Source organism: Streptomyces katrae (assembly GCF_002028425.1).
Lineage (GTDB): Bacteria > Actinomycetota > Actinomycetes > Streptomycetales > Streptomycetaceae > Streptomyces > Streptomyces katrae_A.
Genome location: NZ_CP020042.1, coordinates 2,640,297 through 2,656,182, shown reverse-complemented (window position 1 = coordinate 2,656,182; position 15,886 = coordinate 2,640,297). Strand labels below are relative to the sequence as shown.

Annotated in this window: 13 protein-coding genes; 5 read left to right on the top strand and 8 right to left on the bottom strand. The window is 73.3% G+C overall.

All coding sequences use genetic code 11. The features are described 5' to 3' along the window. The first annotated feature begins 12 nt into the window (after nucleotides 1-12). From dusB to B4U46_RS11955, 4 genes are all read left to right on the top strand, one after another. A complete protein-coding gene (gene dusB, locus B4U46_RS11970) occupies nucleotides 13-1,155 on the top strand; it encodes a tRNA dihydrouridine synthase DusB (protein ID WP_185117275.1) in 1,143 nt (380 codons plus the stop codon). Between the two features lie 366 nt (nucleotides 1,156-1,521). Beyond that, nucleotides 1,522-4,230: a pyruvate, phosphate dikinase gene (gene ppdK / locus B4U46_RS11965; RefSeq protein ID WP_079426780.1), complete on the top strand. Its 2,709-nt coding sequence runs from the start codon at nucleotides 1,522-1,524 to the stop codon at nucleotides 4,228-4,230. Nucleotides 4,231-4,640: 410 nt separating this feature from the next. Further along, on the top strand, nucleotides 4,641-5,669 hold the full coding sequence (locus tag B4U46_RS11960) for an ArsR/SmtB family transcription factor (protein WP_079426778.1): 1,029 nt from the start codon (nucleotides 4,641-4,643) through the stop codon (nucleotides 5,667-5,669). A gap of 205 nt (nucleotides 5,670-5,874) precedes the next feature. Next, the gene (locus tag B4U46_RS11955; protein WP_079426776.1) at nucleotides 5,875-6,282 is read left to right on the top strand and encodes a VOC family protein; all 408 of its coding nucleotides are present in this window, start codon (nucleotides 5,875-5,877) and stop codon (nucleotides 6,280-6,282) included. Nucleotides 6,283-6,291: 9 nt separating this feature from the next. Here B4U46_RS11955 and nirD read toward each other — a convergent pair whose 3' ends face one another. From nirD to B4U46_RS11940, 3 genes are read right to left on the bottom strand one after another with little or no spacing between them, the layout of a single operon-like run. Continuing rightward, complete coding sequence (gene nirD / locus B4U46_RS11950; RefSeq protein ID WP_079426774.1) at nucleotides 6,292-6,624, bottom strand: nitrite reductase small subunit NirD; 333 nt, start codon at nucleotides 6,622-6,624, stop codon at nucleotides 6,292-6,294. Next, nucleotides 6,621-9,146: a nitrite reductase large subunit NirB gene (gene nirB / locus B4U46_RS11945; RefSeq protein WP_079426772.1), complete on the bottom strand. Its 2,526-nt coding sequence runs from the start codon at nucleotides 9,144-9,146 to the stop codon at nucleotides 6,621-6,623. The genes nirD and nirB overlap by 4 nt, the downstream gene beginning before the upstream one ends. After that, complete coding sequence (locus tag B4U46_RS11940) at nucleotides 9,147-10,406, bottom strand: NAD(P)/FAD-dependent oxidoreductase (RefSeq protein ID WP_079426770.1); 1,260 nt, start codon at nucleotides 10,404-10,406, stop codon at nucleotides 9,147-9,149. Nucleotides 10,407-10,622: 216 nt separating this feature from the next. On the opposite strand from B4U46_RS11940, the gene B4U46_RS11935 reads away from it, so the two are divergent. Further along, nucleotides 10,623-11,399 carry a sulfite exporter TauE/SafE family protein gene (locus B4U46_RS11935; protein WP_079426768.1) on the top strand — a complete coding sequence of 259 codons (777 nt, stop codon included), beginning with the start codon at nucleotides 10,623-10,625 and terminating at the stop codon, nucleotides 11,397-11,399. A gap of 39 nt (nucleotides 11,400-11,438) precedes the next feature. On the opposite strand, the gene B4U46_RS11930 is transcribed toward B4U46_RS11935, so the two are convergent. The 5 genes from B4U46_RS11930 to B4U46_RS11910 form a co-directional block, all read right to left on the bottom strand. Then, entirely contained in the window at nucleotides 11,439-12,038 is a 600-nt protein-coding gene (locus tag B4U46_RS11930; protein ID WP_079426765.1) for a GNAT family N-acetyltransferase, read from the bottom strand. Nucleotides 12,039-12,082: 44 nt separating this feature from the next. Further along, nucleotides 12,083-12,712, bottom strand: a complete 630-nt coding sequence (locus B4U46_RS11925) for a class F sortase (protein ID WP_079431715.1) — start codon at nucleotides 12,710-12,712, stop codon at nucleotides 12,083-12,085. 309 nt (nucleotides 12,713-13,021) lie between these two features. Continuing rightward, nucleotides 13,022-13,564 carry a hypothetical protein gene (locus B4U46_RS11920; RefSeq protein ID WP_237292822.1) on the bottom strand — a complete coding sequence of 181 codons (543 nt, stop codon included), beginning with the start codon at nucleotides 13,562-13,564 and terminating at the stop codon, nucleotides 13,022-13,024. Nucleotides 13,565-13,742: 178 nt separating this feature from the next. Next, nucleotides 13,743-15,032 carry a sensor histidine kinase gene (locus tag B4U46_RS39875; protein ID WP_257790350.1) on the bottom strand — a complete coding sequence of 430 codons (1,290 nt, stop codon included), beginning with the start codon at nucleotides 15,030-15,032 and terminating at the stop codon, nucleotides 13,743-13,745. Beyond that, nucleotides 15,029-15,730 carry a hypothetical protein gene (locus tag B4U46_RS11910; RefSeq protein ID WP_185117274.1) on the bottom strand — a complete coding sequence of 234 codons (702 nt, stop codon included), beginning with the start codon at nucleotides 15,728-15,730 and terminating at the stop codon, nucleotides 15,029-15,031. Before B4U46_RS11910 ends, B4U46_RS39875 begins: the two co-directional genes overlap by 4 nt. Nucleotides 15,731-15,886 lie beyond the last annotated feature (156 nt).

Genomic DNA, 15,886 nt, shown 5'->3' with positions numbered 1-15,886 from the left:
GACAATGGGGGGATGACCACGCTTCCCGCCCCCCTCGCGATCGGCCCGCACACCGTGCAGCCCCCGGTGGTGCTCGCGCCGATGGCCGGCATCACCAACGCCCCCTTCCGGACCCTCTGCCGCGAGTTCTCGGGCGGCAAGGGGCTGTTCGTGAGCGAGATGATCACGACCCGCGCCCTGGTCGAGCGCAACGAGAAGACCATGCAGCTGATCCACTTCGACGCGACCGAAAAGCCGCGGTCGATTCAGCTGTACGGGGTGGACCCCGTGACGGTCGGCAAGGCGGTCCGCATGATCGTCGAGGAGGACCGCGCCGACCACATCGACCTCAACTTCGGCTGCCCGGTCCCCAAGGTCACGCGCAAGGGCGGCGGCTCGGCCCTGCCCTACAAGCGGCACCTGCTGCGCGCCATCCTCCGCGAGGCCGTCGCGGGCGCCGGCGACCTGCCGGTGACCATGAAGATGCGCAAGGGCATCGACGACGACCACCTCACCTACCTCGACGCCGGCCGGATCGCCGTCGAGGAGGGGGTCACCGCCATCGCCCTGCACGGCCGCACCACCGCCCAGCACTACGGCGGCACCGCCGACTGGGAGGCCATCGCCCGCCTCAAGGAGCACGTCCCGGAGATCCCGGTGCTCGGCAACGGCGACATCTGGTGCGCCGAGGACGCCCTGCGCATGGTCCGCGAGACCGGCTGCGACGGCGTGGTCGTGGGGCGCGGCTGCCTGGGCCGCCCGTGGCTCTTCAACGACCTGGTGGCGGCCTTCGAGGGGCGCCCCGAGGACTTCCACAGGCCCACGCTGCGCGAGGTCAAGCGCACCATGCTGCGCCACGCGCAGCTGCTGGGGGAGTGGATCGGGGACGAGGCGCGCGGGGTGATCGACTTCCGTAAGCACGTCGCCTGGTACCTCAAGGGGTTCTCCGTGGGCTCGGAGATGCGCGGGAAGCTGGCGGTCGTCTCCTCCCTGGCCGAACTGGACGCTCATCTGAGCGAGCTCGACCTGGACCAGGCGTGGCCCGAGAGCGCGGACGGCCCGCGCGGCCGGACGTCCGGAAACAACCGGGTTGTCCTGCCGGACGGCTGGCTGAAGGATCCGTACGACTGCGCCGGTGTGAGCGAGGACGCGGAGCTGGACACGTCCGGAGGCTGACAAATCGCCCTGCGCGGCGCGTGATATACGCCACGCATGGGAGAGGTTTCGCTCAGATGAGCGCGCACGTCACGGGTAAGACTTCCAAAGGGTGGCACTGGGTGCCACCCTTTGTGCGTTCAAGACTTGAACGCAAATGTATCGATGATCGCTCATCCGAGCGTGATCAAGCCGTTCTGGGCCTCTCCACCTTCGGGATGTGAACCCTGTGGGTAGGTTCTCATTACCGACCGGTTACTTTCGATACGGTGGCGCACGGGTGGTTACGGCCCCATGACCGCCAAGTGGACGTACCGATAAGCCTTCGATCTGGGTATGTTCCTGGCCGTCAGGGCAGCCACCCGAGTCCTCGAGGAGTCGAGACCCGTGTCGGAAAACAAAGATCAGAAGTTCGTCTACGACTTCACCGAGGGCAACCGGGACCTCAAGGACCTTCTCGGCGGCAAGGGGGCCAACCTCGCCGAGATGACCAACCTCGGTCTCCCGGTCCCTCCCGGCTTCACCATCACCACCGAGGCCTGCAAGGTCTACCTCGAAAGCGGCTCGGCCCCGGCCGAGCTGCGCGACGAGGTCAGCGCGCACCTCGCCGCCCTCGAGACGAAGATGGGCAAGAAGCTCGGCCAGTCGGACGACCCGCTCCTGGTCTCCGTGCGCTCCGGCGCCAAGTTCTCCATGCCCGGCATGATGGACACGGTCCTCAACATCGGCCTCTCCGACGAGTCCGTGGTCGGCCTCGCCGCCCAGGCCGACAACGAGCGCTTCGCCTGGGACTCGTACCGCCGCCTGATCCAGATGTTCGGCAAGACCGTCCTCGGCGTCGAGGGCGAGCTCTTCGAGGACGCCCTCGACGAGGCCAAGGCCGCCAAGAAGGTCACCGTCGACACCGACCTCGACGCCGCCGACCTCAAGAAGCTGGTCAAGGCCTTCAAGAAGATCGTCGCGAAGGAGGCCGGCCGCGAGTTCCCGCAGGACGCCCGCGAGCAGCTCGACCTCGCCGTCGAGGCCGTCTTCAACTCCTGGAACACCGACCGCGCCAAGCTCTACCGCCGCCAGGAGCGCATCCCCGGCGACCTGGGCACCGCCGTCAACGTCTGCTCCATGGTCTTCGGCAACCTCGGCCCCGACTCGGGCACCGGCGTCGCCTTCACCCGCGACCCCGCCAGCGGCCACGCCGGGGTCTACGGCGACTACCTGCAGAACGCCCAGGGCGAGGACGTCGTCGCGGGCATCCGCAACACCGTCCCGCTCGCGGACCTGGAGACCATCGACAAGGCCTCGTACGACCAGCTCATGGCGATCATGACGAAGCTGGAGACCCACTACAAGGACCTCTGCGACATCGAGTTCACCATCGAGCGCGGCCAGCTGTGGATGCTCCAGACCCGCGTCGGCAAGCGCACCGCCGGCGCCGCCTTCCGCATCGCCACCCAGCTCGTGGACCAGGGCCTGATCTCCGAGGCCGAGGCCCTCCAGCGCGTCACCGGCGCCCAGCTGGCGCAGCTGATGTTCCCCCGCTTCGACGAGTCCGCCAAGACCACCCTCCTGGGCCGCGGCATCGCCGCCTCCCCTGGCGCGGCGGTCGGCAAGGCCGTCTTCGACTCCTACACGGCCGTCAAGTGGTCCCGCTCCGGCGAGAAGGTCATCCTGATCCGCCGCGAGACCAACCCCGACGACCTCGACGGCATGATCGCCTCCGAGGGCATCCTGACCTCGCGCGGCGGCAAGACCTCGCACGCCGCCGTCGTCGCCCGCGGCATGGGCAAGACCTGCGTCTGCGGCGCCGAGGAGCTCGACGTCGACACCAAGCGCCGCCGGATGACGGTCGGCGGGCAGGTCATCGAAGAGGGCGACGTCGTCTCCATCGACGGCTCCACCGGCAAGGTCTACCTCGGCGAGGTACCCGTCGTGCCGTCCCCGGTCGTCGAGTACTTCGAGGGCCGCATGCACGCCGGCGCCGACGACGCCGACGAGCTGGTCGGCGCCGTGCACCGGATCATGGCCTACGCCGACCGCGTCCGCCGCCTGCGGGTGCGCGCCAACGCCGACAACGCCGAGGACGCGCTGCGCGCCCGCCGCTTCGGCGCCCAGGGCATCGGCCTGTGCCGCACCGAGCACATGTTCCTCGGCGAGCGCCGCGAGATGGTCGAGCGCCTGATCCTCGCGGACACCGACTCCGAGCGCGACGAGGCACTCAGTGCCCTCCTGCCGCTCCAGAAGAAGGACTTCGTCGAGCTGTTCGAGGCGATGGACGGCCTGCCCGTCACCGTCCGCCTCCTCGACCCGCCGCTGCACGAGTTCCTGCCCGACATCACCGAGCTGTCGGTGCGCGTCGCCCTCGCCGAGTCCCGCCAGGACGCCAACGAGAACGACCTGCGCCTGCTCCAGGCCGTGCACAAGCTGCACGAGCAGAACCCGATGCTGGGTCTGCGCGGCGTCCGTCTCGGCCTGGTCATCCCCGGCCTGTTCGCCATGCAGGTCCGGGCGATCGCCGAGGCCGCCGCCGAGCGCAAGAACGCCAAGGGCGACCCGCGCGCCGAGATCATGGTCCCGCTCGTCGGCACCGTCCAGGAGCTGGAGATCGTCCGCGAGGAGGCCGACGCGATCATCGCCGAGGTCGAGGCCGCCACCGGCACCAGCCTCAAGCTGAGCATCGGCACGATGATCGAGCTGCCGCGCGCCGCGCTGACCGCCGCCCAGATCGCCGAGGCCGCGCAGTTCTTCTCCTTCGGCACGAACGACCTGACCCAGACGGTGTGGGGCTTCTCCCGCGACGACGTCGAGGCCAGCTTCTTCACCGCCTACCTGGAGAAGGGCATCTTCGGGGTCTCGCCCTTCGAGACCATCGACAAGGACGGCGTCGGCTCCCTCGTGCGCTACGCGGTCGAGCAGGGCCGGGCCACCCGTCCCGACCTCAAGCTCGGCGTCTGCGGCGAGCACGGCGGCGACCCCGAGTCGGTGCACTTCTTCCACGAGGTCGGCCTCGACTACGTCTCCTGCTCGCCGTTCCGGATCCCGGTGGCGCGCCTGGAGGCCGGCCGTGCCGCCGCCGAGGCCAAGGGCTCCGACAGCCGCTGAGCCCGGCTCCCCCGACAGCGCCCGCCCCCGGTTCCCTGACTGCCGGGGGCGGGCGCTTCCATCTATTCGGAAGCCCCCTGCGCCTCGCCCGGCCGGGTTTCGCGAATATTCAACGAAGTCATTACGGCGCCAGGCGGCGGACGGATCCCCACCCGTCCGCCGCCTGCCGCCTATCCGCCAGGCACGTCGGCGCTTCCCGGTGCGACCGACCGCCAGGCCCCGCAAAGCCCCCCACGGCCTTCACGGAGCGTTTCGGTCGCGCCGGAGTGTGCCTGGCGGAGTACAGGATTTCGCTTGTCACGCCCCTGCCGAAAGGGGTTTCAACTGTGGCCGAAAGGGCGTGGTGACCACGTGTGACGGCATGCATACTCATGGGGCGGGGGGATTGCGGTTGCACAGGTGGGGGTTCGGTGCTGCGTATCCATTTCACTGGAGTGGACCTGGCACGCGTACGGATGGCAGGGCGTCCCGATGCGTTGTGGGAAACGATTCTTAGTTTTCATCGCTTAAGAGACCGGCGTGACGCCCGGCTGTTCGGCGAATGGCGTACGGAAGCCCGGAGCCGGTTGAATGGTGAAACAAGGCTGCTGAGCGCACTCATACCGGCTCGCGGCTATTTCCCCGATTTCCTGACCCCCTCCGAGGGCCAGTACGGGTGGGACGTCGGCCTCGACGCCCTGCGCGGGCTCCCCGGGGACCGGCTGCGCCACGAGCTCTCCCTCGTGGGCGCGGGCGCCGCCGCGGGCTTCGGCGCGGCCTTCGGGACCCCGCCGCCGGCCCGGCTGCGGGAGTTCATGGACGGCGGCACCAAGTACCTGCCCCGGCTGCTGGCCGAGCTGCGCGGCTACCACCGTGCGGCCGTGGAACCGTACTGGACGCACATCCAGGCCCAGATCGAGGCCGAGCGGGCCGCACGCGGGCGCGCCCTCCTCGACGGGGGCGCGGACGAGCTGCTGGCCTCCCTGCCGCCGATGCTGCGCTGGCGGGCGCCGGTGCTGGAGTGCGAGTACCCGGTGGACCGGGACGTACGGCTGCGGGGGCGCGGGCTGCTGCTCCAGCCGTCGTTCTTCTGCCGGCGCACCGCGGTGACCCTCCACGACCCGCAGCTGCCGCCCGTGCTGGTCTACCCGGCCGCCGCCCAGCTGGCCGGCGCCGGAGCCGGCGGGGAGTACGCCCGGCCGGCCGAGGAGCAGCGCCAGCGCACCCTGGGCAAGCTGGTGGGCCACACCCGCTCGGTGGTGCTGCGCGCCATCGGGGACGGGGCCACCACCAGCGAACTGGCCCGCCGCGCCGGGGTCTCCCTGGCCTCGGCGAGCCAGCACGCCTGCGTGATGCGCGAGGCGGGCCTGGTGACCACCCTGCGCCACGGCAACGCGGTCCTGCACACGGTGACCCCGCTGGGCGCGGCCCTCCTCAAGGGCGGCGCGGTGGTCTCCTGAAGGATCGGTTCACCTGGGCGGCGGTCCACCGACCGCCGCCCAGGCACCGACCCTGACCTGCGGTTTCGTGCTCCGCAGAGAAAAATCGAAGAAATCCCCGCGCGCGGCGATGAGTTCCCGCGCCGCCCCCGGTCTACCTCTCGACAGCAACGAACGGAGCGCGCGCACCGCGCGGCCCGCCCCAGCGGAGAGAAGAGACACCGGGATGTCCTCCACCATGATCTTCGTCAACCTGCCCGTCAGCGACCTGGAGGCCACCAAGGCGTTCTGGGGCAAGCTCGGCTACTCCTTCAACGCCCAGTTCACCGACGAGAACTGCGCCGCGATGCCCATCACCGACACCATCGCCGCGATGTTCCTGACCCACGGCCGCTACAAGGACTTCACCCACAAGGCCATCGCGGACGCGCGGACCACCTCCGAGGTGCTGCTCTGTCTCAGCGCCGCGAGCCGCGACGCGGTCGACGAGCTGGTCGACGCGGCGCTGGGCGCCGGGGCCACCGAGCCCCGCCCCGCCCAGGACCACGGCGTCATGTACGGCCGGGCCTTCGACGACCTCGACGGCCACACCTGGGAGATCATGTGGATGGACCCGTCCGTGGTCCAGGGCTGACCCTCCGCCTCACGAGGTCGCGGCGGTCCGCACCGGGTAGGTCCGGACCGCCACCTCCTCGTCGTCCAGGCAGCGCCCCGACTCCAGGTCGAAGCGCTGCTTCAGCAGCGGCGAGGCCACGAACGGCCGGCCCGCCGACCAGCCCACCAGCCCGCGCGAGAGCACCTGCGCGCCGGTGAAGGGGTCCTGGTTGCCGATCGCGTACGGGCGCCCCGCGCGGTCGACGAACACCGCGGCCTGGTTCCCGTCCGGGAGCAGGGCCGCCACCCCGCGCCCGGGGGTGAGTGAGGACAGCTCGCACACCGTCAGCCAGCCTTCGGCCACCCGCAGTTCCACGGTCATCGGACGGGACCTCCAAGGGTCAGGACGGCCAGGTCGGGCTTGACCTGGCCGCGTTCGGGGACGAACCGCACGGTCGGGTCGGGGGCGCCGGGCGCGTTCACGAAGGACACGAACCGCCGCAGCCGGTCCGGGTCCCGCAGGGTCTCGGCCCACTCGTCGCGGTAGTGCGCCACGTGCTCGGCCATCAGCGACTCCAGCTCCGCGCACAGCCCCAGCGAGTCGTGCACCACCACGTCCCGCAGGTGCTCCAGGCCCCCCTCCAGCCGCTCCAGCCACGCGGAGGTGCGCTCCAGCCGGTCGGCGGTGCGGATGTAGAACATCAGGAACCGGTCGATGAGGCGCACCAGTTCGGCGTCGGAGAGGTCCTGCGCGAGGAGGTCGGCGTGGCGCGGGACGGCCCCGCCGTTGCCGCCGACGTAGAGGTTCCAGCCGTTGGCCGTCGCGATGACCCCGAAGTCCTTGCTCTGCGCCTCCGCGCACTCGCGGGCGCAGCCGGACACCGCCGACTTCAGCTTGTGCGGGGCGCGCAGGCCCCGGTAGCGCAGCTCCAGGTCGATGGCCATCCGCACGCTGTCCTGGACCCCGTAGCGGCACCAGGTCTGCCCCACGCAGGACTTCACCGTCCGCAGGGCCTTGCCGTACGCGTGCCCGGACTCGAAGCCGGCGTCGACCAGCCGGGCCCAGATCGCGGGCAGCTGGTCCACGCGCGCCCCGAACAGGTCGATGCGCTGACCGCCGGTGATCTTCGTGTACAGGCCGAAGTCGCGCGCCACCTCGCCGATCACGATCAGCTTCTCCGGGGTGATCTCGCCGCCCGGGATGCGCGGGACGACCGAGTACGAGCCGTTGCGCTGGAGGTTCGCCAGGAAGTGGTCGTTGGTGTCCTGGAGGGCGGCCTGCTCCCCGTCGAGGACGTAGCCGCTGGCGCCCACGGCGGGGGCGAGCGAGGCGATGATGGAGCCGACGGCGGGCTTGCAGACCTCGCAGCCCTCGCCTCCCCTGGCCTCCGGCCGGCCGTGCCCGTCCAGGAGCTCCCGGTACGAGGCGAGGCGCCGGGTGCGGACGATCTCGTACAGCTCGGCCCGGGTGTACGGGAAGCAGCCGCACAGCCCCGGGTCGGCGGCGGGCGGCAGCAGCTGCCCGATGACCTTGAGGCAGCCCCCGCAGCCCGTCCCGGCCTTGGTGCACTTCTTGACCTCGGGCAGGGTGGAGCAGGCGGTGATGGCCTTCTTGGTGACGTTGTGGCAGGAGCAGATCACCGCCGTGTCGGGCAGCGCGGACGGCCCCAGCTGCGTGGCGGGGCCGAGCCCGGCGGGCAGCACCAGCTGCTCGGGGGCGACCGGCGGGACGCTGCCGGTGAGCGGGCGCAGCAGCCCGTAGGCGTCGGCGTCGCCGACCAGGACCCCGCCGAGCAGGACGCCCTCGGCGGACATGACGAGCTTCTTGTAGACCCCGGAGCGGGAGTCGGACCAGACCACGTCCAGGCTGCCCTCGGCCGCGCCGTGCGCGTCGCCGAAGGAGGCCACGTCCACGCCGAGCAGCTTCAGTTTGGTGGACAGGTCGGCGCCGGTGAACTCCCGCTCGCGTCCCAGCAGGTCCTCGGCGGCGGTCTCGGCCATCTCGTAGCCGGGCGCGACCAGGCCGTAGACCCGGCCGTCGACGGCCTGCGCGCACTCGCCGATCGCGTACACCCGGGGGTCGGAGGTGCGGCAGCGGGCGTCGACGGTGACGCCGCCGCGCTCGCCGACGGCCAGGCCGCAGTCACGGGCGAGCTGGTCACGGGGGCGGACCCCGGCGGAGAAGACGACGAGCTCGGTGTCGAGGGACGATCCGTCCGACAGGCTCATCCCGGTGACGGAGCCGTCCTCGCCGGTCAGCACCGCCTGGGTGCCGACGCCCGTGTGCACGGCCAGGCCCATCTCCTCGATGGTCCGCAGCAGCGCCGCGCCGCCGCCCTCGTCCACCTGGACGGGCATCAGCCGGGGCGCGAACTCCACGATGTGCGTGGACAGTCCGAGGCCCTGCAGGGCGCCGGCCGCCTCCAGCCCGAGCAGGCCGCCGCCGACGACGGCGCCGGTCGTGCGGCCCTCGGCGTACTCCTCGATGGCGAGCAGGTCCTCGATGGTGCGGTAGACGAAGCAGCCGGGGGCGTCCTTGCCGGGGACGGGCGGGACGAACGGGTAGCTGCCGGTGGCCAGGACCAGCACGTCGTACGGGAAGACGCGCCCGGAGCGGGAGGTCACCGTACGGGCCTCGCGGTCGACGGACTCGGCGGGGTCGCCCAGGTGCAGCTCGATGCCGTGCTCCGCCATGAAGCCGGCCGGGGTGAGCGAAAGCTCCTCGGGGCTGCTGCCGGAGAAGTACGAGGTGAGGTGTACCCGGTCGTAGGCGGGCCGGGGCTCCTCGCAGAGCACGGTCACCCGGTGGGTGGCGGTGGCCCCGCGTTCGGCGAGCGCCTCCAGGTAGCGCTGGCCGACCATGCCGTGCCCGATGAGCACGATCGCGGGCTGGGGCTCGGTCATTCAGTGGCCTCCGTCGTCGGTGAGCAGGTGGAACGTGTCGTGCGGTGCGTCCAGGGACTCGTCGCCCTCCCAGGTGCGGGCCAGGGCCCCCACGGTGGAGAGCTCGCCGAGCAGGACCCCGCCGACGAGCCGGTCGCCGCGCAGGACGACCTTGCGGTAGGTGCGGCGGGTGGCGTCGGCGAGGCGGACCACGTCGTCGCCGGGCAGCGGGGTGGGGTCGCCGAAGGCGGCGAGGTCGAGCGGGCGGCCGGCGCCGCCGAGGGTGAGCCGGGTCAGGGCGCGGGTGCCGGTGTAGTCGGTGGGGGAGCCGGAGAGGGTGGCGGCCAGGGCGTCGGCCTGCTCCAGGGCCGGCCCGGCCAGGCCGTAGAGCCGGCCGGCGTGCTCGGCGCAGTCGCCGATGGCGTGGACGTACGGGTCGCTGGTGCGCAGCCGGTCGTCGACCAGGACGCCCTTGCGGACCTCCAGGCCGGCCGCCCGGGCCAGTCCGGTGCGGGGGCGGACGCCGCAGGCGAGGACGACGAGGTCGGCCGCCAGGCGGTAGCCGTCCGCGAGTTCGACCCCCGTCACCCGGCGGTGGACCCGGCCGGGCGGGGCGGAAGCGCCGCGCAGCGGCTCCCCGGTGGTGGTCAGGCCCCTGACGCGGCACTCGGTGTGGATCTCCACGCCCAGCCCCGCGAGGTGCTCCCGCAGCAGCGCCGAGGCGTCGGCGTCGAGCTGCCGCTCCATCAGCCGCTGCGCCTGCTGGGCCACGACCACCTGCGCACCCCGCGCGGCCAGCGCACGGGCCGCGGAGACGCCCAGGAGGCCGCCGCCGATCACCACCGCGCGCACGCCCGGACGTACGGCCGCGTCCAGGGCGAGGCAGTCGTCCATGGTGCGGAACGCGTGCACCCCGGCCGGGAGTTCCCCGCCGTTAGGCGGGAACAGCCCGCGCAGCGGCGGCAGCACCGGGTTCGAGCCGGTCGCCAGCACGAGGACGTCGTACTCCGGGGCTGTGCCGTCGTCGCAGTGCACCCGGCGCACGTCACGGTCGATCCGTACCGCCCGCACCCCCCGCCGCAGCACCGGCCCGGAGGCCGGCAGCGCGGCCACCTCGGGGGCGTACCGCCCGGCCAGCACCTCCGCGAGCAGGACCCGGTTGTAGGGGGCGTGGGACTCCTCGCCGAGGACGGTGACGGCGGCGGCCGGTCCCAGCCGCGCGGCGAGCCGCAGGCCGGCCAGGCCGCCGCCGATCACCACCACACGCTGCTTCGAGGTCATGGAACGAGCGTGCGGGGCGGCTGTTTCCCCGCGGCATCGCTCCTGTTACCCGGACGGAACGCCGCCCTCAGCGCCCGCCACGGCGGCCGGTGAGGCTTCCGGCGGCGGGCGGCGGGCGGCGGGCGGCGGGCGGCCGCGGCCCGTGAACCTCAAGCTTCGCGCAACTTTCCCCGGATCGATGGGACCGGCACGGATCCGCTCCCTAGGGTCGGGACCGTGCCTGACATATCAACGACCATGATCATCGTGCTGTGCGCGGCCGCCGCGGCGGCCGGCTGGATCGACGCGGTGGTGGGCGGCGGCGGACTGCTGCTCCTGCCCGCGCTCCTGCTCGGCCTCCCGCACGCCCAGCCCGCCACCGTCCTCGGGACCAACAAGGCGGTGGCCATCGTCGGGACGGCCGGGGCGGCCGTCACCTACGTGCGCAAGACCCCGGTGGACGTGAAGCTCGCCGTCCGGATCGGGCTGGCCGCGCTCGCCGGTTCGGTGGGCGGGGCCGCCCTGGCCGGCGGGATCAGCAAGGACACGATGCGGCCGCTCATCATGGGCGTGCTCGTGGTGGTCGCCGCCGTCGTGATCTTCAAGCCGGGCTTCGGCGCCGCCCCCTCCACCTCGCCCGTCTCGCGCAAGCGGGTCCTGCTCACCATCGCCCTCGCCGGCCTGGGCATCGGTTTCTACGACGGCCTCATCGGCCCCGGCACCGGAACCTTCCTGGTGCTGGCCCTCACCGCCCTGCTCCACCTCGACCTGGTCACCGCCTCCGCCACCGCGAAGATCGTCAACTGCTGCACCAACGCCGGGGCGCTGGCGATGTTCGCCTACCAGGGGATGGTGTTCTGGCAGCTGGCCGCGCTGATGGCCGTGTTCAACCTGGCCGGGGGCATGGTCGGCGCCCGGATGGCGCTCAGCAAGGGCAGCGGGTTCGTCCGCGGCGTGCTGCTGACCGTGGTCGGCGCGCTGGTCGTCAAGCTCGGTCTGGAGCAGTGGGGCTGAGCGGGCGCGGGACCCCGGGGCCGCGCGCCCGCCGGTGCGTCAGGCGCGCGGGGCGCGGCGCATCACCCAGAGGGTCGGACCGCCGCCGGGCAGCTGGGCCTCGCCGAGCACCGTGAAGCCGAAGTGCTCGTAGAAGGGCACGTTGGACTCCTTGGAGGACTCCAGGTACACGGGCAGGCCCGCCGCGTCGGCCTGGGCCAGCCCCGAGCGCAGCAGCGCCGCCCCGTGCCCCTGGCCCTGGCCGGCCGGGTCGGCGCCGAGCACCGCCAGGTACCAGTGCTCCTCCGGGGGCGCGTGCTCGGCCGCGGACACGATGCCCTCCCGGAACACCCCCGCCCGGTCGCCGAGCACGGTGGCGAGCTCGTCCAGGGTCTCGTCGTCGGGAAGGGCGCGGCCGCCCGGTGCCACCCAGAAGGACGCGGCCAGGTCCGTGCGCTCGCACACGCCGTGGCGGCCGTAGTGCCGGGTGTGGAGCGTCGCGAAGTACCGGGCCATGCCCTCCTCGCGCGTGCTCTCGTCGGGGAAGAACCAGCACATCATCGGGTCGTCGGCGAAGGCGCGGGCCAGGCTGCGGCTGATGTCCGCGGCGTCGTCGAGCGTGGCTGTCCTGGGCGTGTTCGTTATCGACATACGGGTCATTCTGCAACTTGATGATCTTGGTCGGGGCGGCGGGGTGCCCGGTTTCAGTAGGTCCCGGTGAGATGGGCGAAGACGACCACGTTGCCCTGGTAGCCGGTGCGCGGGGAGAAGCCGCCGCCACAGGTGATCACGCGCAGCTCGGCGCGCGGCGACGGCCCGTACACGCGGCGGTCCGGGAAGGACTTCGCGTCGTAGACCTCGACCGCGTGGACGGTGAACACCGCCGTGCGCCCGTCCGTGCGGGCGACCTCGATCGCGGCGCCCCGGTGCAGGGCGCCCAGGTGGTAGAAGACCGCCGGGCCGCTCGCGTTGTCCACGTGGCCCGCGATCACGGCGGTGCCCGTCGCGCCCGGGGTGATGCCGTCCCGGTACCAGCCCGCGAGGTCGCCGCGGGCGGGGGGCGGCACCTCCAGGCTGCCGTCGTGTTCCAGGCCGAGCCCCGTGAGCGGGGCGTCCACATGGATGGACGGGATCCGGATCCGGGTCGGCGCGGAGCCGGGCAGCGGGTCGATGCTCCCGGGGTAGAGGGCCTGCGCGCTCAGGGCGTCGGCGGGGGAGGGCAACGGCGGCCGGACGGTCTCGCCGGAGCCGCTGGTGACGAGCCATACGCCGACGCAGGCGGCCAGGGCCACCAGACCGGCCTGCCCGCGCCGCCCCGGCCGGCCGGGGCGCATGTCATGGCCGCGGTCGTGGCCTCCGCCGTGGCTGCGGCCGGGGCCGTGGCCGGCGGCGGGGCGGGATTCCGTACCCGGGTCGCCGGCCGGGGCCGTGCCGGAGCCGGGGCGGTGGCGCCGCCCGGGGCCCACGGCCCGGAGGACGCGGAGGCACCGGAAGCCCGGGAAGCCGGCCATGCCTCGTACCCCCTTGCCTCGCCGTTGACAGGAGTGGCCGTCGCCCGGCCCCGCGAACGGGGGGGACCTCGCGGGGCGGGCGACGGGGGGCGATACCGGTCGGACCGCGGCCTCGGCCGCGGTGGGCGCCCGTCAGCTCCGCGTGCCGCTCGCCCGGCGACGCAGGAGCCAGGTACCGCCGACGGCGGCCGCGGCCAGCACTGCCGCTCCCGCCGTGATCTTGGCCGGGTCGGTGGTGGTGGAGGTGCCACCGCCCACCCCGGTGCGCACGTGCCCCTGGGGGCCGTGCTCGGTGACGACCAGGTCGCCGGTGGCGAACTTGCCGTCGGCGCAGGTGGCGCCGATGCCGTACTTCCCGGGCCGGATGTCGCGGGCGACCTGGAACTGGCCCGCCACGACCTCCTTGTGGGTGCCCGGGGTCAGCTTGAACCGGCCGCCGCCCACGGTGGTGGCGTCGCCCTCGGCATGGCTGCCCGAGCCGCAGGCCTTGGTGTTCACGGTGACCGTGGTGCCCGGTACGGCGGACTTCGGCCAGACCTCCAGCACGGCGAAGTCCCCGGGTGCGAAGGGGGGCATGCCGAGGTCCGCGGCGGCCACCGCTCCCGCGACCGGGCCGGCGAAGGCGACGGCGGTCAGCGCGGCGGCGGTCAGCGCGTGGGCGGTCCTGCGGCGCATGGGTCACTCCAGGGGACACGGGGTCGTGTCTCGAGGAAAACCGGGCCGCCCCGAAGCCGCCTGCTGACCCCCTGTCAGATCCTGCTCCGGGCGCCTTCGGGAAGGGAATCCGCCCACGTCAGAGGCCCTGCGCGGCCATCCGTGCACCCCCACCCCGTCCGGGTGAAACCCGCCCCCCTCAGGCCTCCGGCAGGGTCACCGTCGCCGCCGCGCCCCCGTCGGCCGGGTTCCACAGGCGCACCCCGGCACCGATCACCTGGGCCTGCCCGAAGGTGATCGTCAGCCCCAGCCCCGTGCCCTGGCCCCGCTCGGCCGCGCCGGTCATGAACCGCTGCGGCCCCTCCCGCAGCAGGCTCTCCGGGAAGCCCGGCCCCCGGTCCCGGACGGTCACCGAGGTCCCGGACACCGTCACCGCGATCCGGCCCTGCCCGTGCCGCTGGGCGTTGACCAGCAGGTTCGTCAGGATCCGCTCCAGCCGCCGGGCATCGGTACGCACCCATGAGCCGCCGCCCTCCCCCGGCTCCCCGGCACCCGACACCTCCGCCGCCACCCCCGACCGCCGAGCGATCGAGACCACCAGCGGACCCAGCGGCCGTGCCTCCAGCCGGGCCTCCTCCCGGTCGCCGTCCAGCCGGGCCACCTCCAGCAGGTCCTCCGTCAGCGCGCGCAGCGCCGCCACCCGGTCCCGTACCAGCTCCGTCGGCCGCCCCGCCGGAAGCAGCTCGGCCGCCGTGTGCAGTCCCGCCAGCGGGGTCCGCAGCTCGTGCGCCACGTCCGCCGTGAACCGCTGCTCCGCCTCCAGCCGCCGCTGGAGGCTCGCCGCCATCGTGTCGACCGCCGAGGACAGTTCGGCCACCTCGTCACGGCTGCCCGGAGCCCCGGACGGGCCGATCCGGGCGTCCAGGTCGCCCGCGCTGATCCGCCGGGCCGTCTCGGCCGCCGCCCGCAGGTCCTTGCTCAGCCGGCTCGCCAGCAGCGCCCCGCCGACCGCCGCCAGCGCCACCACCCCCGTCCCGGAGGCGAGCAGCTGGGCGTCCAGCTCCTCCAGCTCGGCCCGCTCCTCGGCCAGCGAGCGCCGCACCGACAGCACGTGCCCGCTGCCCACCGGACGCGCCGCCCACACCGCCGGATCCGCGCCGGACAGGTCGAGGTAGGTGGTCCGGCGGCCGTCCAGGGCCGCCGCGCGCAGCTCCTGCGGCACCTGGGGGCAGTCGATCCGGGCGTCGGCCTCGCCGACCTTGTCGTAGTCGAGGCGGCCCGTCAGCTCGTAGACCTGCCGTACGCGGACCAGCTGCTCGGTCGCGCCCTTGCGGGCCGCGTCGGAGACCTGGCGCACCCGGGCCTCGTAGATCAGGACCCCGATGGTGACCGCGACCAGCGAACAGCCGGCCGCCAGCAGCGCGGCGATCTTCCAGCGCAGCCCGAGGGCCCGCAGCAGCCGCCGGCAGCGGGCCGGCAGGCGCTTCACCGGGGTCCCCCGGAGCGGCGGTCCGCCGCGGGTGCGGACCCGGCGGGGTCCGGGCCCGGGAGGGTCTTGTTGTAGCGCCGCTCCTCGTTGACCACGGTCATCCGTTCTCCGTCCCAGTGGTAGCGGACGGCCTGCTCCGAGCCGTCGTCGGGGGCGGTGCGGATCAGCAGGTCCGGGCCCAGGGACTCGGCGGCCATCCGCCGGCCGAGGGTGAACAGGACGGGCACGATCCGATTTCCCCGGGCGATGTACACGCTCAGCGCCGTGCGGCCGGTCTCGGTGTCGGCCGCGACGATCAGTTCCTTGTGGCCGTCCCCCGTCAGATCCAGGTAGACGGGCGGGCGGATACCGGACCGGCCGGGGGCGCTGATCGTCCCCTTGTCCGCGAACAGCCGCATCCGCGGGTCCGCCTTGACGATCTCGGCCGCCTTCACCGCCGTCAGCCCCTCGGGGCCCGCCTCGGGCGCGTCCGCCAGCGGCGCCGGCGGGGGCTGCCGGGTGCCGGTCGCCGCCCCCGGGGACTTCGGGGAGTCGTCGGCCCAGGCCGGCCACAGGGCCTGCGGCTGGGGCTGCGCCGACGCCGGGGCCACGGGCTCCCCGGCGGCCAGCCCGCCGGGCGCGGCGCAGCCCCCGGCGGCCGGTGCGGCGGCGCACAGCAGCAGGGCGGCGAGGGGGAGACGGCGGGGTGATCGCGACATGGGAAGGGAACCATGGGGGTGAGGAAAAGGGATGAATCGGACAGTAATCGGCGACCGTCACAGCGACCGGGAGATTGTGTAACAGCGGTGCGTACGGTGGGGGTGCACGGGAAAGACGGGCCTTTCGGCCCGGGCCGGGCAGGTCCGGCGTAGCCG